At 55.2% G+C, this 21735-nt stretch carries 20 protein-coding genes and 1 other RNA gene; 7 read left to right on the forward strand and 14 right to left on the reverse strand.

All coding sequences use genetic code 11. The features are described from left to right. Positions 1-222 precede the first annotated feature (222 nt). Positions 223-1203, forward strand: a complete 981-nt coding sequence (ygfZ, locus tag F8561_RS03920; RefSeq protein ID WP_020883730.1) for a tRNA-modifying protein YgfZ — start codon at positions 223-225, stop codon at positions 1201-1203. A 108-nt stretch (positions 1204-1311) separates the two neighbouring features. Here the strand turns inward: ygfZ and trhA are convergent, their stop codons facing one another. Continuing rightward, positions 1312-1971, reverse strand: a complete 660-nt coding sequence (gene trhA / locus F8561_RS03925) for a PAQR family membrane homeostasis protein TrhA (protein WP_014171517.1) — start codon at positions 1969-1971, stop codon at positions 1312-1314. Positions 1972-2237: 266 nt separating this feature from the next. Between trhA and F8561_RS03930 the strand changes: the two genes are divergently transcribed. Both F8561_RS03930 and bglA read left to right on the forward strand, forming a co-directional pair. Continuing rightward, on the forward strand, positions 2238-2969 hold the full coding sequence (locus F8561_RS03930) for a MurR/RpiR family transcriptional regulator (protein WP_151887185.1): 732 nt from the start codon (positions 2238-2240) through the stop codon (positions 2967-2969). A 116-nt stretch (positions 2970-3085) separates the two neighbouring features. Further along, positions 3086-4519 carry a 6-phospho-beta-glucosidase BglA gene (gene bglA / locus F8561_RS03935; protein WP_020883728.1) on the forward strand — a complete coding sequence of 478 codons (1434 nt, stop codon included), beginning with the start codon at positions 3086-3088 and terminating at the stop codon, positions 4517-4519. A 36-nt stretch (positions 4520-4555) separates the two neighbouring features. On the opposite strand, the gene F8561_RS03940 is transcribed toward bglA, so the two are convergent. The 8 genes from F8561_RS03940 to F8561_RS03975 form a co-directional block, all read right to left on the reverse strand. Then, positions 4556-5299, reverse strand: a complete 744-nt coding sequence (locus tag F8561_RS03940; protein WP_151887167.1) for an SDR family oxidoreductase — start codon at positions 5297-5299, stop codon at positions 4556-4558. Between the two features lie 74 nt (positions 5300-5373). Continuing rightward, a complete protein-coding gene (gene gcvP / locus F8561_RS03945; protein WP_151887168.1) occupies positions 5374-8247 on the reverse strand; it encodes an aminomethyl-transferring glycine dehydrogenase in 2874 nt (957 codons plus the stop codon). Positions 8248-8372: 125 nt separating this feature from the next. Then, positions 8373-8762 carry a glycine cleavage system protein GcvH gene (gene gcvH / locus F8561_RS03950; protein WP_014171522.1) on the reverse strand — a complete coding sequence of 130 codons (390 nt, stop codon included), beginning with the start codon at positions 8760-8762 and terminating at the stop codon, positions 8373-8375. 23 nt (positions 8763-8785) lie between these two features. Continuing rightward, positions 8786-9880: a glycine cleavage system aminomethyltransferase GcvT gene (gene gcvT, locus F8561_RS03955; RefSeq protein ID WP_151887169.1), complete on the reverse strand. Its 1095-nt coding sequence runs from the start codon at positions 9878-9880 to the stop codon at positions 8786-8788. Between the two features lie 430 nt (positions 9881-10310). After that, positions 10311-11513 (reverse strand): FAD-dependent 2-octaprenylphenol hydroxylase, encoded by a 1203-nt coding sequence (gene ubiI, locus F8561_RS03960; protein WP_014171524.1) that lies wholly within the window; start codon positions 11511-11513, stop codon positions 10311-10313. Between the two features lie 12 nt (positions 11514-11525). Next, on the reverse strand, positions 11526-12704 hold the full coding sequence (gene ubiH / locus F8561_RS03965) for a 2-octaprenyl-6-methoxyphenyl hydroxylase (RefSeq protein ID WP_150342965.1): 1179 nt from the start codon (positions 12702-12704) through the stop codon (positions 11526-11528). Next, entirely contained in the window at positions 12701-14014 is a 1314-nt protein-coding gene (pepP, locus tag F8561_RS03970; protein WP_025203275.1) for a Xaa-Pro aminopeptidase, read from the reverse strand. Before pepP ends, ubiH begins: the two co-directional genes overlap by 4 nt. A 31-nt stretch (positions 14015-14045) precedes the next feature. After that, positions 14046-14624, reverse strand: a complete 579-nt coding sequence (locus F8561_RS03975) for a YecA family protein (protein ID WP_025203274.1) — start codon at positions 14622-14624, stop codon at positions 14046-14048. 168 nt (positions 14625-14792) lie between these two features. Between F8561_RS03975 and zapA the strand changes: the two genes are divergently transcribed. The 3 genes from zapA (at position 14793) to F8561_RS03990 (ending at position 15969) form a co-directional block, all read left to right on the forward strand. Beyond that, on the forward strand, positions 14793-15122 hold the full coding sequence (gene zapA, locus F8561_RS03980; protein WP_006811891.1) for a cell division protein ZapA: 330 nt from the start codon (positions 14793-14795) through the stop codon (positions 15120-15122). Positions 15123-15163: 41 nt separating this feature from the next. Continuing rightward, a non-coding RNA gene (gene ssrS / locus F8561_RS03985) (6S RNA) lies at positions 15164-15347 on the forward strand. Between the two features lie 25 nt (positions 15348-15372). Continuing rightward, positions 15373-15969 carry a 5-formyltetrahydrofolate cyclo-ligase gene (locus tag F8561_RS03990; RefSeq protein WP_151887170.1) on the forward strand — a complete coding sequence of 199 codons (597 nt, stop codon included), beginning with the start codon at positions 15373-15375 and terminating at the stop codon, positions 15967-15969. A gap of 45 nt (positions 15970-16014) precedes the next feature. On the opposite strand, the gene serA is transcribed toward F8561_RS03990, so the two are convergent. Then, positions 16015-17247 (reverse strand): phosphoglycerate dehydrogenase, encoded by a 1233-nt coding sequence (gene serA / locus F8561_RS03995; protein ID WP_014171529.1) that lies wholly within the window; start codon positions 17245-17247, stop codon positions 16015-16017. A gap of 272 nt (positions 17248-17519) precedes the next feature. Further along, positions 17520-18179, reverse strand: a complete 660-nt coding sequence (rpiA, locus tag F8561_RS04000) for a ribose-5-phosphate isomerase RpiA (protein WP_151887171.1) — start codon at positions 18177-18179, stop codon at positions 17520-17522. A 127-nt stretch (positions 18180-18306) separates the two neighbouring features. Between rpiA and argP the strand changes: the two genes are divergently transcribed. Further along, positions 18307-19200: a DNA-binding transcriptional regulator ArgP gene (gene argP / locus F8561_RS04005; protein ID WP_008499727.1), complete on the forward strand. Its 894-nt coding sequence runs from the start codon at positions 18307-18309 to the stop codon at positions 19198-19200. Positions 19201-19247: 47 nt separating this feature from the next. Here the strand turns inward: argP and F8561_RS04010 are convergent, their stop codons facing one another. The 3 genes from F8561_RS04010 to mscS form a co-directional block, all read right to left on the reverse strand. Next, positions 19248-19988 carry an oxidative stress defense protein gene (locus F8561_RS04010; RefSeq protein ID WP_025203272.1) on the reverse strand — a complete coding sequence of 247 codons (741 nt, stop codon included), beginning with the start codon at positions 19986-19988 and terminating at the stop codon, positions 19248-19250. 91 nt (positions 19989-20079) lie between these two features. After that, a complete protein-coding gene (gene argO, locus F8561_RS04015) occupies positions 20080-20715 on the reverse strand; it encodes an arginine exporter ArgO (protein WP_014171533.1) in 636 nt (211 codons plus the stop codon). 146 nt (positions 20716-20861) lie between these two features. Next, positions 20862-21716, reverse strand: coding sequence for a small-conductance mechanosensitive channel MscS (mscS, locus tag F8561_RS04020; protein ID WP_014171534.1), 855 nt, complete (start codon positions 21714-21716; stop codon positions 20862-20864). Positions 21717-21735 lie beyond the last annotated feature (19 nt).

Here is a 21735-nt window from a genome sequence, read left to right on the forward strand (position 1 = left end):
CAGCTAGTGTAACGTGTTTTTGACCGTTTCTTTACTGGAATATTGCGAACCACGAGCGCGCTTCCACAATAAACCCTATAAAGACAGCGGATTACACTATTTTGCGTGGCGCTACGCATAACCGGGTTATGGCACAAATGGCCTGTTGAAAGCGCTTGCAATGCCAGCAGGCTCTTTTACCATTAGGCATTATCAAAGCGTTAAGCAATTCAGGATATCGTTATGGCCTTTACACCATTTTCTCCTCGCCAGCCCGCCGCCTCTGCGCGTCTGCCGCTGACGCTTATTACTCTTGATGACTGGGCGCTGGCGACACTCACCGGTGCAGACAGCGAAAAATACCTGCAGGGCCAGGTAACCGCCGACGTCAGCCAGATGGACGAACACCAGCATCTGCTGGTCGCACACTGCGATCCAAAAGGGAAGATGTGGAGCAACCTGCGCCTGTTCCGTCGCCAGGAGGGTTTTGCCTTTATTGAGCGCCGCAGCCTGCGGGACGCGCAGCTCACCGAGCTGAAAAAATACGCGGTCTTCTCAAAAGTCACTATCGCCGCGGATGATGAACACGTTCTGCTGGGCGTGGCAGGCTTCCAGGCCCGTGCGGCGCTGAAAAATCTGTTCAGTGAGCTCCCGGATGCCCAGAAACAGGTCGTCAGCGAAGGCGCAACGTCTATCCTGTGGTTTGAACACCCGGCGGAACGCTTTCTGTTAGTCACGGATACCGCGACCGCCGAACGCGTCACCGAGGCGCTGCGTGGTGAAGCCCAGTTTAATAACAGCCAACAGTGGCTGGCGCTGAACATTGAAGCTGGTCTGCCGGTGATTGACGCCGCAAACAGCGGGCAGTTCATTCCTCAGGCCACCAACCTGCAGGCGCTGGGTGGCATTAGCTTTAAGAAAGGGTGCTATACCGGCCAGGAGATGGTGGCACGCGCCAAATTCCGCGGAGCCAACAAACGCGCACTGTGGACCCTGGCGGGCCACGCCAGCCGCGTGCCTGACGCTGGTGAAGATTTAGAGCTGAAGATGGGCGAGAACTGGCGCCGTACCGGCACGGTGTTAGCCGCAGTTCAACTGGATGATGGCCGCCTTCTGGTGCAGGCCGTCATGAACAACGATATGGAAGCCGACAGCGTGTTCCGCGTGCGTGACGATGCTAATACACTGAGCATTGAGCCACTGCCGTATTCGCTGGAAGAGTAAGGCGTCATTGCCCGGCGACGAGATAAAAAAATGGTAACCTGACGGTTACCGTTTTTTTGCTTACTCTCACGAAGAGAGGGCGGAGGCAAGAAGATCAACGTTCTGAAATTAAACCTGCCCCACATAGAGATAAATCGCTAAAAAGTGGCACACGCTACCGCCCAGCACAAACCCATGCCAGATAGCATGATTGTACGGGATACGCTTGCAGACATAGAAAATGACGCCCAGCGAGTAGACGATGCCCCCAACGGCCAGAAGCGTCACGCCCCCTACCGCCAGCTTGATCGCCAGTTGATAAACCACAATCAGCGAAAGCCAGCCCATCGTGAGATAGGTCACCAGCGACAGCACCTTAAACCGGTGCGCAATGGTCAGCTTAAACAGGATCCCCAGCAGCGCCAGGCTCCAGATAACAATCATCAGGCCACGCGACAGCGGCGAGTTAAGACCCACCAGCAGGAAAGGCGTGTAGGTACCTGCAATAAGAAGATAGATAGCGCAGTGGTCGAATTTCTTGAGCCAGATCTTGGCCCGTTGATGCGGGATAGCGTGGTACAGCGTCGACGCCAGGAACAGCAGGATCATACTCCCGCCATACAGACTGTAGCTGGTGATGGCCATTGCGCTGGCATTCGTATCCACCGCCTGCACCAGCAATAACACTAAACCGACAATCCCAAAAACCAGGCCAATACCGTGGCTAATACTGTTGGCTATTTCCTCAGCCAGCGAATATCCCTGTGCAATTAATGGTCTGCTCACCATACAAAACTCCGGGAAAACTAACGATGAATATTCATCACCTGTCTATGCTAACTGAGAATGATTCCAGTGAACACCTGTTAGCTAAAATAATTTCACAAACATAATTTTTATCTATAAATCATGAACATAAACAAATTATTCACCTAACATTTGTTCACATTAAAATTTAATCATTAAGAATCAAGGGCATAAAATTGGATCCTGCCGACTTGCTGCATGTTATGATGGATAAATGATGTCTGAATGAGAGTTTCGCCATTGTGAGTATGTTCACCCACGCCGCCATTGCCAGTCTCAATAATCTGGAAATGATGGTCTACAACTATGTCATTAAAAATCGTGACAAAGTCATGTACATGACCATCCGCGAGCTGGCGGATGCGGCTGGCGTCTCAACGACCACTATCCTGCGCTTTTGCCGCAAACTCAACTGCGAAGGCTACTCTGAATTCCGCGTGCGCTTTAAGCTCTATTTAGAGCAGAACGAACCTCAGCAGGCAAATTTTGGTGCCAGTGAAATTATCAGCTTCTTTAAAGGCGTTAATAACGAAGAGTTCGATGCTTTATTAGATGAGGCGGTCGATATTATTTTATCTTCCGAACGTATTATATTTGTCGGCGCGGGCACGTCTGGCTCGCTGGCAAAATATGGCGCACGCTTCTTTTCGAATATCGGTAAATTCAGCAACCACATCGACGATCCTTATTTCCCGGTCACCAATGATATGGCTAAAAATGCATTGGCGATTGTGCTGTCGGTATCCGGTGAAACCGAAGAGATCCTGCGCTTTGCCAGCCAGTTTAGCCTGCATCGCTGCAAAGTGCTCTCCATTACCAGCCACGAGCACTCGCGCCTGGCAAAGCTCGCGGACTTTAACCTCTCCTGGCATGTCCCTCAGGCGCGGATAGGCGGCGTGTACGATATCACCACACAAATACCCGTCATCTATATTCTCGAATCACTTGGCCGGAAACTGGCGAAGAAACTGACAGAATAAAACACCCTGTTTTTTCGATGTGACAAATTACATTTTCAGCGAATTGTTATATCGTGACATTTAATTCCGCTTTGCTAGACTCGAACGCAATATGTCATTTACTGAGAATAGCAGCGATGAAAAAACTTACCCTACCAAAAGACTTTTTATGGGGCGGCGCAGTGGCCGCTCACCAGGTTGAAGGCGGCTGGAACAAAGGCGGTAAAGGGCCGAGTATCTGCGATGTCTTAACGGGCGGTGCGCACGGCGTGCCGCGCGAAATCACGCAGGAAGTCGTGCCGGGGAAATACTATCCGAACCACGAAGCTATCGACTTCCATGGCCATTACAAAGAAGACATCAAGCTGTTTGCTGAGATGGGCTTCAAATGTTTCCGCACCTCTATCGCCTGGACGCGTATCTTCCCGAAAGGGGATGAAACACAGCCGAATGAAGAAGGCCTGAAGTTCTACGACGACATGTTCGATGAGCTGCTGAAATACAATATTGAACCGGTCATTACCCTCTCCCACTTCGAAATGCCGCTCCACCTGGTGCAGGAGTACGGCGGCTGGACCAACCGTAAAGTGGTGGATTTCTTTGTGCGCTTCGCGGAAGTGGTGTTTGAGCGCTACAAAAATAAGGTCAAATACTGGATGACCTTTAACGAGATCAACAACCAGCGTAACTGGCGTGCGCCGCTGTTTGGCTACTGCTGCTCAGGCGTGGTTTATACCGAGCATGACAATCCGGAAGAGACCATGTACCAGGTGCTGCACCACCAGTTCGTTGCCAGCGCGCTGGCGGTGAAAGCGGCGCGTCGCATTAACCCGGAAATGAAAGTCGGCTGTATGCTGGCAATGGTGGCGCTCTATCCGTTCTCCTGTAAACCAGAGGACGTGATGTTTGCTCAGGAATCCATGCGTGAACGCTATGTCTTTACCGATGTCCAGCTGCGCGGTTACTACCCATCCTATGTGCTTAATGAATGGGAACGCCGTGGCTTCACCATCCATATGGAAGCGGGTGACGAGGAGATCCTGCGTGAAGGCACCTGTGACTATCTGGGCTTCAGCTATTACATGACCAACGCCGTGAAAGCGGAAGGCGGTACTGGCGATGCTATCTCAGGCTTTGAAGGCAGCGTACCGAACCCGCATGTGAAAGCCTCTGACTGGGGCTGGCAGATTGACCCGGTGGGTCTGCGCTATTCCCTGTGCGAACTGTACGAGCGTTATCAGAAACCGCTGTTTATCGTGGAAAACGGCTTTGGCGCCTACGACAAAGTAGAAGAAGACGGCAGCATCAACGATGACTACCGCATCGACTACCTGCGTGCGCACGTGGAAGAGATGATGAAAGCCGTCACGTATGATGGCGTGGATCTGATGGGTTATACCCCGTGGGGCTGCATCGACTGCGTGTCGTTCACTACCGGCCAGTACAGCAAGCGCTACGGCTTTATTTATGTGAACAAGCACGACGACGGTACCGGCGATATGTCACGCTCGCGGAAAAAGAGCTTTAACTGGTACAAAGACGTGATTGCCAGCAACGGCGAGACGCTTTAACGCTTTTCTCCTCTCCCCGATGGGGAGAGGAGATGTTTATTTCCCACCCGCCAGTTCAATAAAACTTCCCGTCACATACGAGGCTTTCTCGCTCAGCAGCCAGACAATCGCCTGCGCCACCTCTTCCGGCTGACCGCCACGCTGCATAGGCAGCATGGATTTGACCCTATCCACCCGGCCCGGCTCACCGCCAGATGCATGAATCTCGGTGTAAATCAGCCCGGGACGCACGCAGTTTACGCGGATCCCTTGCGCTGCCACTTCCAGCGATAATCCCGTCGTCAACGAATCGACAGCACCTTTGGACGGGGCGTAATCCACATATTCACCCGGAGCACCGAGGCGCGATGCCGCGGATGACACGTTCACGATCGCGCCGCCTTTGCCACCATGTCTGAACGACATGCGTTTTACCGCTTCGCGGCAGCAGAGGAAATAACCGGTCACGTTCGTGGCTAACACGCGGTTGATCCGTTCAGCGGAGAGGTGTTCAATCGTGGATTGTTCAAACAGGATCCCGGCGTTGTTCACCAGTGCGGTAAGCGGTCCGGCTTCACGATCGATACTGTCGAACATTGCCAGCACCTGAGCTTCATCACTGATATCTGCACGCACGGCAAACGCGGTGCCCCCCGCGTCGGTAATCATCGTGATCACATCCGTCGCGGCTTTAATGTTGTGGTGATAGTTCACCGCCACGGTGTAGCCTTCGCGCGCCAGCTGCAGCGCGGTGGCTTTACCGATACCGCGGCTGGCGCCGGTGACCAGTGCAATTGCCATCTATGTCTCCTTATAAAAAAAGCCGGGTAGCGTTAACGCTGACCCGGCCTGTACACATTATAACCGCGAAACGATTACTGGTATTCGCTCATTGGCACACAAGAGCAGAACAGATTACGGTCACCGTAGACGTCATCGAGACGTTTCACGGTCGGCCAGTATTTGTTTGCTATGCCAGCCGGGAACACCGCCTGCTCACGGGTATAACCGTGCTCCCACCCGGAGACCAGCTCATTCTGGGTGTGCGGTGCGTTAACCAGCGGGTTATCAGCCAGCGTCCACTCACCGGCTTTCACGCGGTCGATTTCAGTGCGGATAGCCAGCATCGCGTCAATAAAGCGGTCCAGCTCAACTTTGCTTTCAGACTCGGTGGGTTCAACCATCAGCGTACCCGCCACCGGGAACGACATGGTTGGCGCATGGAATCCGTAGTCAATCAGACGCTTAGCAATATCCAGCTCGCTGATACCTGTCTCTTCTTTCAAAGGACGGATATCGAGGATGCACTCGTGCGCCACGCGACCATCACGGCCCGTGTAGAGCACCGGATACGCTTCTTTCAGACGCGTTGCGATGTAGTTAGCATTGAGGATAGCCACCTGGCTTGCCCGCTTCAGCCCTTCCGCGCCCATCATGCGGATATACATCCAGCTGATGGGCAGGATTGAGGCGCTACCGAACGGTGCCGCAGAGACCGCGCCCTGACGGGTCAACATGCCTTCAATCTGCACTACGCTGTGGCCTGGGACAAACGGCGCCAGGTGTGCTTTCACACCGATTGGGCCCATACCCGGACCACCACCGCCGTGCGGAATACAGAAGGTTTTATGCAGGTTCAGGTGCGACACATCCGCGCCGATAAAGCCCGGAGAGGTAATGCCAACCTGTGCGTTCATGTTCGCACCGTCGAGATAAACCTGACCGCCGAACTGATGAACCACTTCACACACTTCACGGATGGTCTCTTCGTACACACCGTGGGTGGACGGGTAGGTCACCATGATGCAGGAGAGTTTTTCGCCCGCCTGCTCGGCTTTCTCACGCAGATCGGCCAGGTCAATGTTGCCGTTCTTGTCGCAGGCCACCACCACCACTTCCATACCCGCCATCTGGGCAGACGCCGGGTTGGTGCCATGCGCAGAACTTGGGATTAGGCAAATATCGCGATGCCCTTCATTGCGGCTTTCGTGATAGTGACGAATTGCCAGCAGGCCCGCGTATTCCCCCTGCGCCCCGGAGTTTGGCTGCATGCAGAGTGCATCGTAACCGGTCAGCTTCACCAGCCAGTCGGAGAGCTGGTTGATCATCAGATGGTAACCTTCGGCCTGCTCTGGTGGGCAGAACGGGTGCAGCTCGGAAAATTCAGGCCAGGTGATTGGGATCATCTCTGCCGCAGCGTTCAGCTTCATGGTGCAGGAGCCCAGCGGGATCATCGCCTGGTTCAGCGCCAGGTCTTTGCGCTCCAGAGAGTGCATATAGCGCATCATCTCGGTTTCGCTGTGGTAGCGATTGAACACCGGGTGAGTCAGGATCGCATCATCACGCAGCATGCTTTCCTGGATAGAGCGGCTGTCGAGCGCGACATCTTTATCGAGCGTATCAATGTCCAGGCCGTGCGCATCGCCCAGCAAGACGTTAAACAGGTTAACGATATCTTCGCGGGTAGTGCTTTCATCCAGGGTAATGCCTACCGCGTTATGGATGTCGCTACGCAGGTTGATCTCTGCCGCGTCAGCACGAGCCAGCACCGCGGCTTTGTCTGCCACTTCAACGCACAGCGTGTCAAAGTAATGGGCGTGGCGCAGTTTCAGGCCTTTCTGCTGCAGACCGCAGGCCAGAATATCCGCCAGACGGTGAATACGGCTGGCAATGCGTTTCAGGCCAACCGGACCGTGGAAGACTGCGTACAGGCTGGCGATATTGGCCAGCAGGACCTGCGAGGTACAGATGTTAGAGTTCGCTTTCTCGCGACGAATATGCTGCTCGCGAGTCTGCATTGCCATGCGCAGCGCGGTGTTACCGGCGGCATCTTTTGAAACGCCGATGATACGGCCAGGCATGGAGCGTTTGAATTCATCTTTTGCGGCAAAGAACGCCGCATGTGGGCCACCGTAGCCCATCGGGACACCAAAGCGTTGTGCAGAACCGAAAACAATGTCCGCGCCCTGTTTACCTGGAGCCGTCAGCAGGACCAGCGCCATAAAATCAGCCGCGACGCTGACAACCACTTTGCGGGCCTTCAGCTCAGCAATCAGTGCGCTGTAGTCGTGAACGTCGCCGGTGGTGCCGACCTGTTGCAGCAGCACGCCAAACACATCCTGATGATCGAGGACTTTGTCGGCGTCGTCGACAATCACGTCAAAACCAAAGGTTTCGGCACGAGTACGAACCACATCAAGCGTTTGCGGATGCACGTCCGCTGCCACGAAGAAGCGGTTGGCATTTTTCAGTTTGCTCACGCGCTTCGCCATTGCCATTGCTTCGGCGGCGGCGGTGGCTTCATCCAGCAGTGAAGCGGACGCGATATCCAGGCCGGTCAAATCCAGCGTAACCTGCTGGAAGTTCAGCAGCGCTTCCAGACGGCCCTGAGAAACTTCTGGCTGATACGGGGTGTAGGCGGTGTACCAGCCCGGGTTTTCCAGCATATTACGCAGAATAACCGGGGGTAACTGCACGTTGGTGTAGCCCATGCCAATGTAAGACTTATAGCGCTTGTTCAGGCCGGCAATCGCCTTCAGCTCCGCCAGAGCGGCGAATTCAGTGGTGGCTTCACCCACCTGAGGCGGCGTGGCAAGCTGGATGTCTTTTGGCACAATCTGGCCGATCAGTGCATTTAATGAATCCGCGCCAACTGTCTTCAGCATCTCCTGCTGTTGCTGAGCATCCGGCCCAATGTGACGTTCAATGAAGGCGCCACGGTTTTCAAGCTGGCTTAAAGTCTGTGTCATGAGCGATGGTTCCTGAAACGTGCAGTGAATGTGTTTTCTCCCTCTCCCTGAGGGAAAGGGCTGGGGTGAGGGTGTCGTCTGTTCCCCTCACCCTACCCTCCCCCCAAAGGGGAGAGGGTTAAGGCTTACTCGTTTTCTAACAGCGCTTCGTACGCGGTGGCATCCAGCAGCGCGGCGACCTGCGATTCGTCGCTGGCTTTGATCTTGAAGATCCAGCCGCCTTCATAAGGCTCGCTGTTCACCAGCTCCGGGGAGTCGCTCAGGGCGTCGTTCACGGCAACAATTTCACCGCTTACCGGGGCGTAGATATCAGAAGCCGCTTTAACGGACTCGGCCACGGCGCAGTCATCGCCTGCTTCCACGGATGCGCCGACTTCAGGCAGGTCAACAAACACCATGTCACCCAGCAGCTCCTGCGCATGCTCGGTGATCCCTACGGTGTAAGTGCCGTCCGCCTCTTTGCGCAGCCACTCGTGTTCTTTGCTGTATTTCAGTTCTGCTGGCACATTGCTCATTGAAGTTCTCCTGATAAAAATGATTAGGCGACCGGCTTACCGGCGCGAACAAAAATCGGTTTGGTCACGTTGACCGGCATTTCACGGTTGCGGATTTGCACCACTGCCGTTTCGCCAATGCCCGCCGGAACACGCGCCAGTGCAATACTGTAGCCCAGCGTCGGGGAGAAGGTACCGCTGGTGATCACGCCTTCACGCGGGTTGCCGTCAGCATCTGTAAAACGCACCGGCAGCTCGCCGCGCAGCACGCCTTTCTCGGTCATCACCAGGCCTACCAGTTGTTCAGTGCCCTTTTCACGCTGCATTTCCAGCGCTTCACGGCCAATAAACTCACGGTCAGCCGGTTCCCAGGCGATGGTCCAGCCCATGTTGGCCGTCAGCGGTGACACGCCTTCATCCATCTCTTGCCCGTAGAGGTTCATACCGGCTTCCAGACGCAGCGTATCGCGCGCGCCCAGACCTGCCGGCTTAACGCCAGCTTCCACCAGCGCACGCCAGAAATCGGCGGCTTTCTCATTCGGCATGGCAATTTCATAGCCCGCTTCACCGGTGTAGCCGGTGGTCGCGATAAACAGATCGCCCGCCTGTACGCCGAAGAACGGCTTCATGCCGTCGGTGGCTTTACGCTGCTCATCGGTGAACAGAGAGGCGGCTTTAGACTGCGCGTTCGGCCCCTGCACGGCGATCAGCGACAGATCATCGCGGACGGTGATGTCGATGGCGTAAGGTTCAGCGTGTTGGGTAATCCAGGAGAGGTCTTTTTCGCGGGTGGCGGAGTTTACAACGAGGCGGAAGAAATCTTCAGAGAAGTAATAGACGATGAGGTCATCAATTACGCCGCCGGAGGCATTCAGCATGCCGGTGTAGAGCGCTTTGCCTGGCGTCTTCAGTTTGGCGACGTCGTTTGCCAGCAGATAACGTAAAAACTCCCGGGTGCGGCTGCCATGCAGGTCGACAATCGTCATGTGTGACACGTCGAACATACCGGCATCGGTGCGCACCGCGTGGTGCTCATCAATCTGCGAGCCGTAGTGCAGCGGCATCATCCAGCCATGGAAGTCCACCATGCGTGCGCCGCATAACACGTGTTGTTCGTACAAAGGAGTCTGTTGAGCCATCTTTTCCTCGTTGAATAAGCAGGGCTGTCTTGCGTTTCGCACACCTGAACAGTGCCACGAAACCCGGCGCCGCGATCGCTTTCTGGACCCCGACGCAAACGTTCTCTTTTACCTGAACTTACCACCGAAACCGGCGATTAACCATAAGGTAAAACGGGTCATCGCATTAGCTTATGACCTAAAAACACGAAAAAGCTTACAGAGTTATTCACTGGCAAACTGCGATTAAACCCGCATAAAATTAACATTACTCTAACAGGATTTAGCAGATGGTGATATTTCATGCGGAAAAGCGGGCGGAATTTCCGTAACATAAAAATAGTAAGATTAGATTTTCTAATGCGAAAAATGCGGTGAAATTAGATTATTTCAAACGAGTGAATTTCCCCGGCGCAGAGGCCGGGAAAACAAAGTGTGACGGGGGTCTATATTAGCGCAGCCAGTCCGGCAGGTCGTTAAGACCCATCGCCTGGCGAAGGAGTTGAGGTTTTACGCCCGGAAGGGTATCGGCAAGTTTAAGGCCGAGGTCGCGCAGCAGTTTTTTCGCTGGATTCGCGCCGGCAAACAGCTCACGGAAACCCTGCATGCCTGCCAGCATCACCGCTGCACTGTGCTTACGGCTGCGTTCGTAGCGACGCAGATAGAGATGCTGGCCGATATCTTTGCCTTCGCGATGCAGGCGACGCAACTCTTCAACCAGCTCTGCCGCGTCCATAAAGCCAAGGTTCACGCCCTGCCCGGCCAGCGGATGGATCGTATGCGCCGCGTCACCCACCAGCGCCAGACGGTGCGCCGCAAACTGACGCGCATAGCGTCCGGTTAACGGGAACACCAGCCGCTCGCTCTCAAGGGTGCATAGCCCAAGACGGTTATCAAACGCGACGCACAGCGCCTGGTTAAACGCCTCGGGAGTCGCCTCCTGCATCTGTTGCGCTTTATCAGGAACCAGAGACCAGACAATCGAACACAGATGTGGATCGCTCAACGGCAGGAATGCCAGAATGCCGTCATTGTGGAAGATTTGGCGCGCCACCCCACCGTGCGGCTCTTCAGTGCGAATCGTTGCCACCAGAGCATGATGGCGATAGTCCCAGAACGTCAGCGGAATATCCGCCTTGTTACGCAGCCAGGAGTTGGCACCGTCAGCGCCCACGACCAGTCGCGCGGTCAGCATGTCACCGCTTTGCAGGGTGATAAAAGCGTCGTTTTCTCCCCAGGCAACCTGCTGGATTTGCGCCGGTGCCAGCAGCGTGATATCGCTGCAGGACTGCGCCTTTTGCCACAGAGCATGGTGGATAACGGCATTTTCGATGATGTGTCCCAGATGGCTGTAGCCCATGCTTTCATCATCAAACGCGATATGACCAAAGCTGTCTTTGTCCCACACTTCCATGCCGTGATAACAGCTGGCACGCTGCGCCACGATATCTGACCAGACGCCAAGGTGCGTCAGCAACTTTTCACTGGCCGCATTGATTGCCGAGACGCGCAGTTCCGGCGGCGCGTCCTGCGCGACAGGCTGAGGCACGTTTTGCTCCAGTACCGCAACGCGCAGGCCGCTGCCCTGTAAACCACAGGCCAGCGCCAGTCCTACCATTCCGCCGCCAACGATGGCGACATCAACATTTTGCACGGTGATAACTCCTTAACGCGCGACCCAACCAAGAGTCCGCTGCGCCAGCACGTCACGTGCCGGAATGAATAATTCCATCGCCATCAGCCCAAGATTGCGGCCTGCAACCAGGGGTGCCCAGCGATTGGCAAACAGGTGCACCAGACCATCCGTCACACCAATCGTCGCCTCTTTATCTGCCCGGCGTCGCTTCTGGTAATGGCTGAGCACCGACCAGGCACCACAGTCTTTTTGCTCGCTCCACGCCTGCGAAAGCGTTTCTGCCAGGCTCATCACGTCGCGAAGCCCGAGGTTAAACCCCTGCCCGGCGATGGGATGCAATGTCTGCGCGGCATTGCCGACCAGCGCCATGCGATGGGAGATAGACTGCGAGGCGGTGGTCAGCGACAACGGGTATACGCTCCGCTTTCCCGCGTGGGTAATACGTCCCAGCCGCCAGCCAAAGGCTTTTTGCAGCTCGGTACAAAAACGTTCGTCAGACCAGGTCTGTATCTCAGCCGCGTTGTCCTGCGGATGGCACCACACCAACGAACTGCGATCGTGGGACATGGGCAGCATCGCCAGCGGGCCATGCTGGGTGAAACGCTCAAAAGCGCGGCCGTTGTGAGCGCCCGCTGTCGAAACGTTAGCAATGACGGCCACCTGCCCGTAGGGCTGTTGTCGCCACTCCACGCCGCACTGCGTGCCGAGCGAAGAGCGCGAACCGTTTGCCGCTACCAGAAGCTGGCCTTCAAGGACGGTACCGTTTTCCAGCACCACGTTGACCGACGCGTCACTGCGGCTAAAGCTGGCCACACGCGCCGGGCAATGCAGGGTCACGCCTGGCGCATCCTTAAGCAGGCGGAACAGGCGTAATCCGACGTCGTGCAGCTCCACGACCCGGCCCAGCGCATCTATACGGTAATCATGCGCATCCAGAGTAACGAAACCGGCATGACCGCGGTCGCTGACGTGAACGGTTTTAATCGCCGTCGCGCAGTCGGCTATCGCCTGCCAGATGCCAATGCGTGAGAGTTGCTGACAGGTACCCTGCGCCAGTGCAATGGCGCGGGCATCAAAACCGGGGTGATCAGAGGCCTCTGGCGCAACGGCCTCCACCAGATGCACCGGCAGTTTTCCCTGCGTAAAATGCGAGATGGCCAGTGCCAGCGTGGCTCCGGTCATCCCGCCGCCAACGATAATCACGCTCATACGCGTGCCGCTGCCATCAGCGCCTCGATATCGTCAGCATTTTTCACGACGCTGGCGGTCAGGTTTTCGTTGCCGGTTTCGGTAATGACGATGTCGTCTTCGATACGAATGCCAATCCCACGGTATGCTTCCGGCACGTCGGCATCCGGCGCGATATACAGCCCCGGCTCAACGGTTAATACCATGCCTGGCTCAAGCACGCGGGAACGATCGGCACCGTATGCTCCCACGTCATGCACATCCAGCCCCAGCCAGTGGCTCAGGCCGTGCATAAAATACGGACGATGCGCGTTCTCGGTAATCAGGGTATCCACGTCGCCTTTCAGGATACCGAGCTTCACCAGGCCGGTGATCATGATGCGCACCACTTCGCCAGTCACTTCCTGAATAGACGTGCCTGGACGGTACAGCCTGAGCGCCGTCTCGAGCGATTCGAGGACGATGTCATACACCGCGCGCTGTGCGGGGGTGAATTTACCGTTCACCGGGAACGTACGGGTAATATCGCCCGCATACCCCTGGAATTCGCATCCGGCGTCAATCAGCACCAGATCGCCGTCGCGCAGCGCACTTTCGTTTTCGGTGTAGTGCAGAATGCAGCCGTTTTCACCGCCACCGACAATGGTGTTGTAAGAAGGATAACGCGCGCCGTGGCGGTTAAATTCGTGATGAATCTCCCCTTCCAGCTGGTATTCAAACATTCCCGGGCGGCATTTCTCCATGGCACGGGTGTGTGCCAGCGCACTGATTTCACCCGCGCGGCGCATCACGTCCAGCTCTTCCGGCGATTTGAACAGACGCATCTCATGCACCACCGGACGCCAGTCCGTCAGGGTGGCCGGGGCGGACAGATTCTGCCTCGAACCTTTGCGCAGCTTATCCAGAGCGGTAAAGACAATCTCATCGGCATACGCATACTCGCCCTGCGCGTGGTAAAGCACATCCAGGCCATTGAGCAGTTGATAGAGCTGCTGGTTGATTTCACTGAATGCCAGCGCCCGATCCACCCCCAGCTTCTCTGGCGCAGCCTCTTGCCCTAAGCGGCGGCCAAACCAGATTTCCGCAGTGAGATCGCGAACGCGGTTAAAAATCACGCTGTGGTTGTGGGTGTCATTACTCTTAATCAGCACCAGTACCGCTTCCGGCTCGTTGAAGCCGGTGAAGTACCAGAAATCGCTGCTCTGGCGATAGGGGTATTCGCTGTCGGCGCTGCGCGTCACTTCTGGCGCAGCAAAAATCAGCGCGGCGCTGCCCGGCTGCATATTGGCCAGCAGCGCCTGACGACGGCGCGAATACTCTTGATTTGAGATAACCATGACACCCTCCTGTGCGTTATTTTTCTTAATGTAAGGTTGGCTTACGGACTTCCGGTGCGGTCGGCTGCGAACGCGTAAAGTGGTCGTGGCACAGCAAAGCAGCAACGCGAACGTATTCGATGATCTCTTCGAGAGACATTTCCAGCTCTTCCTGGTCTTCGTCTTCATCGTAGCCCAACTGCGCAATGTTACGCAGATCGTCGATCGCCTCACCCGCTTCGCCGGTCACTTTATCGAGTTTCGGCTGCGTGACGCCCAGCCCCAACAGGTAGTGGTTGACCCAACCTGCGAGCGCATCGGCACGATCGAAGACGCTGACGTCATCGCCTTCAGGCAGATAAAGCTGAAAAAGGAAGCCATCGTCTTCCAGCGAATCGCTGATCGCGGAGTGCATTTTACGCACGGCTTCCGCCAGCTCGTGACCAAACGCCAGCCCTTCGTTCGTCAGGTCGTGGATCAGCGGCTGCCATGAGCTGTCGCTGTTTCCGCCGCACAGCATGCCACTGATCAGACCGTGCATTTCCGCAGAGGTTAAACCGACTCCCTGCTGGTTCAGTAACTGGTTTAAATCCTTGTAACCAGGCATTTCGTTCTGTATAGACATGCGCATTCGTCATCGTTGGGAGGAATATTCATGATATGCTACCACTTTGGACCCTGGTGATACCAGAAAAGGGCTTGTATCTTCACATCAGGGTAGCTATAGTGTCGCCCCTTCGCAGCCCCCGGGGCAGTAAGCGAAGGCAGCGCAGTCAATCAGCAGGAAGGTGGCATGTCTGCACAACCCGTCGATCTCCAGATTTTTGGCCGTTCACTGCGAGTGAATTGTCCGCCTGAACAAAGGGATGCCTTGAATCAGGCTGCGGACGATTTGAATCAGCGGTTGCAAGATCTCAAAGAACGCACTAGAGTCACAAATACTGAGCAGCTGGTTTTCATCGCCGCGTTGAACATCAGTTATGAACTGACTCAGGAAAAAGCGAAGACCCGCGATTACGCGGCAAGCATGGAGCAGCGCATTAAAATGCTCCAGCAGACCATAGAACAGGCATTGCTTGATCAAGGTCGCAATCCCGAAAGACCGGGACCAAAGTTTGAATAACACTTCTCAGTTGACTATGGTAGAGTAACTGTGAAGACAAAATTTCTCTGAGATGTTCGCAAGCGGGCCAGTCCCCTGAGCCGATATTTCATACCACAAGAATGTGGCGCTCCATGGTTGGTGAGCATGCTCGGTTCGTCCGAGAAGCCTTAAAACTATGACGACACATTCACCTTGAACCAAGGGTTCAAGGGTTACAGCCTGCGGCGGCATCTCGGAGATTCCCTCTCTTTTTCTTCTACCGACTACCATGACCCAACTCCCTGAAGTCTCTTCCTCACGCCAGGACATCCGTCAGCTCATGCGTCAACGCCGTCGTGCGTTAACTCCCGAACAGCAAGCTCAGTTTGCCCAGCAAGGCGCAGCCCGTATGATGGCCTATCCCCCTGTTGTGATGGCGCGTACCGTCGCCCTGTTCCTCTCATTTGATGGCGAGCTGGATACTCAACCGCTGATAGAACAGCTGTGGCGCGCCGGGAAAAGAGTGTACCTGCCGGTGCTGCATCCGTTTAGCCAGGGAAATCTGCTGTTTTTACACTACCATCCGCACAGCGAACTGGTGGTGAATCGTCTGAAAATCACCGAACCAAAACTCGACGTCCGCGACGTCCTCCCCCTCTCAGAACTGGATGTACTGATCACGCCGCTGGTTGCATTTGATGAGCAGGGTCAGCGCTTAGGGATGGGTGGCGGTTTTTATGACAGGACGCTGCAAAACTGGCAGCTTTATAATTTGCAGCCTGTGGGGTACGCACATGACTGTCAGGGCGTGGAAGCCTTGCCGGTAGAGAAGTGGGATATTCCGCTGCCTGCGGTAGTGACGCCGGGCAAAACCTGGCGCTGGTAAAATAAAGCCGGGTAGCGACCCGGCTTTATGCTCACAGAAACAGAATCAGTACAGCAGACGGGCGCGAATGGTACCCGGAATAGCCTTCATGCTCTGCAGCGCTTTTTCCGCTACATCTTCGTCCGCTTCAATATCAATCACCACGTAACCCATCTGAGAGTTCGTTTGCAGATACTGCGCGGCAATGTTGACGCTCTGCTCGGCAAAGATCTGGTTGATCGCAGTCAGCACGCCCGGACGGTTTTCATGGATGTGCAGCAGACGACGGCCACCGTGCAACGGCAGAGACACTTCCGGGAAGTTCACGGCAGAGAGCGTAGAACCGTTGTCGGAGTATTTGCTCAGCTTGCCCGCGACTTCCAGACCGATATTTTCCTGCGCTTCCTGCGTCGAGCCGCCGATGTGCGGCGTCAGGATCACGTTGTCGAATTCGCACAGCGGAGAGGTGAACGGATCGCTGTTGGTAGCAGGCTCAGTCGGGAAGACGTCAATTGCCGCCCCCGCCAGATGCTTACGCTTCAGCGCATCGCACAGCGCCGGGATGTCGACAACCGTACCGCGCGCGGCGTTGATCAGCAGTGAACCTGGCTTCATCAGCGCCAGTTCCTCAGCACCCATCATGTTTTTCGTTGACGCATTTTCCGGCACGTGCAGGCTGACCACGTCGCTCATGTTCAGCAGGTCAGAGAGGTGTTGAACCTGAGTGGCGTTGCCCAACGGCAGTTTGCTTTCGATATCATAAAAATAGACATGCATCCCCAGGGATTCAGCCAGGATCCCCAGCTGAGTACCGATGTGGCCATAGCCGATGATACCGAGTTTTTTACCACGGGCTTCGTATGAACCCGCAGCCAGTTTGTTCCACACGCCGCGGTGCGCTTTGGCGTTAGCTTCCGGAATACCACGCAGCAACAGCAGCAGCTCGCCAATCACTAACTCCGCCACGGAACGGGTGTTGGAGAACGGGGCGTTAAAGACAGGCACACCGCGTTTTGCGGCGGCATTCAGATCAACCTGGTTGGTACCGATGCAGAAACAGCCGATGGCAACCAACTTTTCCGCCGCGGCAATCACGTCTTCAGTCAGTTGGGTACGGGATCGCAGGCCAATGAAATGGGCATCACGGATGGACGCTTTCAGCTCTTCGGTGTCCAGCGCGCCTTTGTGAAATTCGATGTTGGTGTAACCTGCTGCACGAAGGCTATCAAGCGCTTTCTGATGCACGCCCTCAACCAGCAGGAATTTAATCTTGTCTTTCTCCAGTGATACCTTTGCCATTTACCTTACCCGACCCTGTTTTTGTCTGAACTGATGTTGTGCTGGATTTAAATCCGCTGTAGCCAACATATCAAAAAAAACTATTGCAGCAATATGAACGTTTGCGTCGGCACTCTGAAGAAAAGTCATACAGAGCAAAATGACAGAGGAAAATGCTGTAGAAATTTGCGAATGCGGCAGGATCGGCAAACGAGAGGTGAAAAGCGTGACACAAGTCACCGAATTTAGCTTTTCAAAATTTTTTTAGCGGGGGGAGGGCTCCCCCCATCAGATCATTTTACGATGGTTTGCACGCCATCTGCCGTGCCGATCAGCGCGACATCCGCGCCACGGTTGGCGAATAACCCTACAGTCACTACGCCTGGAATACCGTTAATGGCATTTTCCAGCGCAATGGCGTCGAGAATTTCCAGACCGTGAACGTCGAGGATCACGTTGCCGTTATCAGTGATGACGCCCTGACGATATTCCGGGCGTCCACCCAGTCTCACCAGTTCACGCGCCACAGCGCTCCGCGCCATTGGGATCACTTCTACCGGCAGCGGGAATTTACCCAGGATATCAACCTGCTTTGACGCATCGGCGATACAGATGAATTTATCCGCCACGGAGGCGATGATTTTTTCACGCGTCAGCGCCGCACCGCCGCCTTTGATCATCTGCATATGGCAGTTGATTTCATCCGCGCCATCAACGTAGATGCCAAGACGGTCAACTTCATTCAGATCGAAAACGGTGATGCCAAGGCTTTTCAGCTTTTCCGTGGAAGCGTCGGAGCTGGAAACTGCGCCCTCGATCTGCCCTTTCATCGTGCCCAGCGCATCGATAAAGTGTGCCGCCGTCGAGCCCGTACCAACACCGACAATGGTACCCGGTTGCACATACTGGAGAGCGGCCCATCCTACTGCTTTTTTCAGTTCATCCTGCGTCATGATCGTTTAGCCTGTGGTGTGAAAACGTAGGCCGCATTATAGAACACGTCGGATGGATTTCGTCTGCCACGAAGGGAAAATTGTGTCATAGTGCAGATTAAGCAAAATTAAGGAGTCAGCCAGAGCAATGAAACGTCCGGACTACAGAACACTACAGGCACTTGATGCAGTTATTCGTGAACGCGGTTTTGAGCGCGCAGCGCAAAAGCTTTGTATCACTCAGTCCGCCGTATCACAACGCATCAAGCAGCTGGAAAACATGTTCGGGCAGCCTCTGCTGGTACGTACTGTTCCACCGCGTCCAACGGAGCAAGGGCAAAAGCTCCTCGCCCTGCTGCGCCAGGTTGAGCTGCTCGAAGATGAGTGGCTGGGTGACGAACAGACCGGCTCAACGCCGCTGCTGCTCTCGCTGGCGGTGAACGCCGACAGTCTGGCAACCTGGCTGTTGCCGGCCCTTGCGCCGGTATTAGCAGACTCCCCGATTCGCCTGAATCTGCAGGTTGAAGATGAAACCCGTACGCAGGAGCGCCTGCGACGCGGTGAAGTGGTTGGGGCGGTCAGTATCCAGCCTCAGGCGCTGCCGAGCTGTCTTGTCGATCAGCTGGGCGCACTGGACTATCTGTTTGTCGGCTCAAAAGCGTTTGCCGAGCGCTACTTCCCGAACGGCGTCACCCGCGCCGCGCTGCTGAAAGCCCCTGCGGTAGCGTTCGACCATCTGGACGATATGCATCAGGCCTTCCTGCAGCAAAACTTCGATCTGCCGCCGGGCAGCGTGCCATGTCATATCGTGAACTCGTCTGAAGCGTTTGTGCAGCTCGCACGTCAGGGCACGACCTGCTGTATGATCCCGCACCTGCAGATAGAGAAAGAGTTGAAAAGCGGTGAGCTGATTGACTTAACGCCGGGGCTGTATCAGCGCCGGATGCTCTACTGGCACCGTTTTGCGCCAGAAAGCCGCATGATGCGCAACGTCACCGACGCGCTGCTGGCGTATGGGCATAAGGTGTTGAGACAAGATTAAGGAACAATTCCCCTCTCCTGACGGGAGAGGGGAATTGTGAAGATAGATTACTGCGCTTTTGCCGGCTCAGTCTGCTGACTTTGGGTCGGCTGCAGCTGGAACACCACATCAACCTGATCGTCGAACTGAATCGTCGGCTGCTCATAAGTTTCCTGAGCAGACACCGGCGCCGCGTCGGCCTTCATCATCCGTACCATCGGGCTTGGCTGATAATTTGAGACATGGTAACGCACGCTGTATACCGGACCGAGCTTACTGTTGAACCCGGACGCCAGCTGTTGTGCCTGATGGATTGCATCATCAATGGCGGCTTTACGCGCCTGGTCTTTGTATTTTTCCGGTTGCGCAACGCCCAGTGAGACGGAACGAATTTCGTTCAGACCCGCTTTCAGCGCGCCATCCAGCAGCGAGTTCAGTTTATCGAGCTGACGCACGGTCACTTCAACGGTGCGCACGGCACGGTAGCCTTTCAGGATGCTTTTACCGTTCTGGTAGTCGTAATCAGGCTGGGTACGCAGGTTGGCAGAGCTGATGTCTTTTTTAGCGACACCGTTCTGCTCCAGGAAAGAGAGATATTGCGCAACACGATCGTCAGCCTGCTTCTTGGCAGAAGCGGCATCTTTCGCGGCCACGTTCACTTCAATTGCCAGCGTTGCAACATCGGGTACCGCATCCACGCTTGCGGTGCCTGAAGTGACGATGTGCGGGCCATCAGGCAATTCACTTGCCTGCACCGACACCGCACCTAAACTCACTAATGCCGCCAGGGCCATCACTTTAAACTTCACTGTCATTCCTCCATGTTGCGAAGAGTGCCCAACAACAGGGCGCATGCCAGCAAGCTTAGCGGCTCTCGCTCAGTTGTCCATAAGACAACGCTTAGTTGAGCAATTCCTGAACATGATGAATCCCCTCTTTTGCCAGCTGAAAGGCAATAAACCACATCACCACGCCCACCAGCGTATTGATGATCCGCTGGGCTTTAGCGGTACGCAGACGCGGGGCCAGCCATGCCGCCAGAATCGCGAGACCGAAGAACCACAGGAATGAGGCGCTGACGGTACCCAGGGCAAACCAGCGTTTTGGCTCAACGTCGAGCTGCCCGCCCAGGCTGCCCAGCACCACAAAGGTATCCAGATAAACGTGCGGGTTGAGCCAGGTGACCGCCAGCATGGTGACGATAATCTTCCAGCGGCCCTGCTTCATGACCTCGGCGCTCGCCAGTTCGAGATTGCTGCTCATTGCCGTTTTCAGCGCCCCAAACCCATACCACAGCAGGAACGCCACGCCACCCCAGGTCACCAGCGCCAGCAGCCAGGGAGACTGCATCAGCAACGCACTGCCGCCAAAGATTCCGGCGCAGATCAGCAGCAAATCGCTCACCGCGCACAGTAGGGCAATCATAAGATGATACTGACGGCGAATGCCCTGGTTCATCACGAACGCGTTCTGCGGGCCAAGGGGAAGGATCATGGCCGCACCTAATGCAAGACCTTGAAAATAATAAGATAACATGAATAAATTCTCAGCAAGTTGTCCTGGGAGCTGACTATACTGCGAGAATCTTATTAGAGGAAATTGATAATATTAATTGGTGATTAGTATTGCTAATAAAAAGGCCCGGTGGCGTTGCCGTTCACCGGGCCTCCTGAGGAAGAGGATTACTCGGCTTCTTTCTCGCGTTTAAGGTTCACGTCCATCTGTGGATACGGGAAGCTGATCCCGTTGGCATCAAAATCACGTTTGATACGTTCCAGAACATCCCAGTAAACGTTTTGCAGATCGCTACTTTTGCTCCAGATGCGCACGACAAAGTTGATGGAGGATGCCCCCAACTCGTTCAGGCGAACGGTTTGCTCTTTATCTTTCAGAATACGATCGTCGGAGGCAATGATATTGGCGATCAGCGATTTCACCTGATCGATATCAGAGTCATACGCCACGCTGATAATCAGCTCGTTACGACGCACCGGCTCGCGGGAAAAGTTAATGATGTTGCCCGCGATGATTTTCCCGTTCGGTACCACCACGATACGGCCATCCACAGTTCGCAGAGTGGTTGAGAAAATCTGCACCTGCAGTACGGTGCCGGCAATACCGCCCAGGTCAACGTACTCGCCAGAGCGGAACGGACGGAAGGTTACCAGCAACACACCCGCTGCCAGGTTCGAGAGCGACCCCTGCAGCGCCAGACCAATGGCCAGACCGGCGGCACCGAGAACAGCAATCACCGAGGCAGTCTGTACGCCAACACGCCCCAGTGCAGCAATCAGCGTAAAGGCAATAATACCGTAGCGCACCAGTGCAGAGAGGAAGTCAGCCACAGTGGCGTCAATGTGACGCGCCAGCATCACGCGGTTTACGGCGTTTGATACGATACGCGCCACGATCATCCCGACGATGATGATGGCAATCGCCGCGACGATGTTAACGGCATAGCTCAGCAGCAGCGCCTGGTTGCGCACCAGCCAGTTACCGGCATTATTGATGCTGTCTACAACATCGAGTTGTTCCATTTAGTCTTCCTTTTGTTAT

Source organism: Enterobacter sp. 198, assembly GCF_009025585.1.
In the GTDB taxonomy this organism is placed as follows: domain Bacteria; phylum Pseudomonadota; class Gammaproteobacteria; order Enterobacterales; family Enterobacteriaceae; genus Enterobacter; species Enterobacter ludwigii.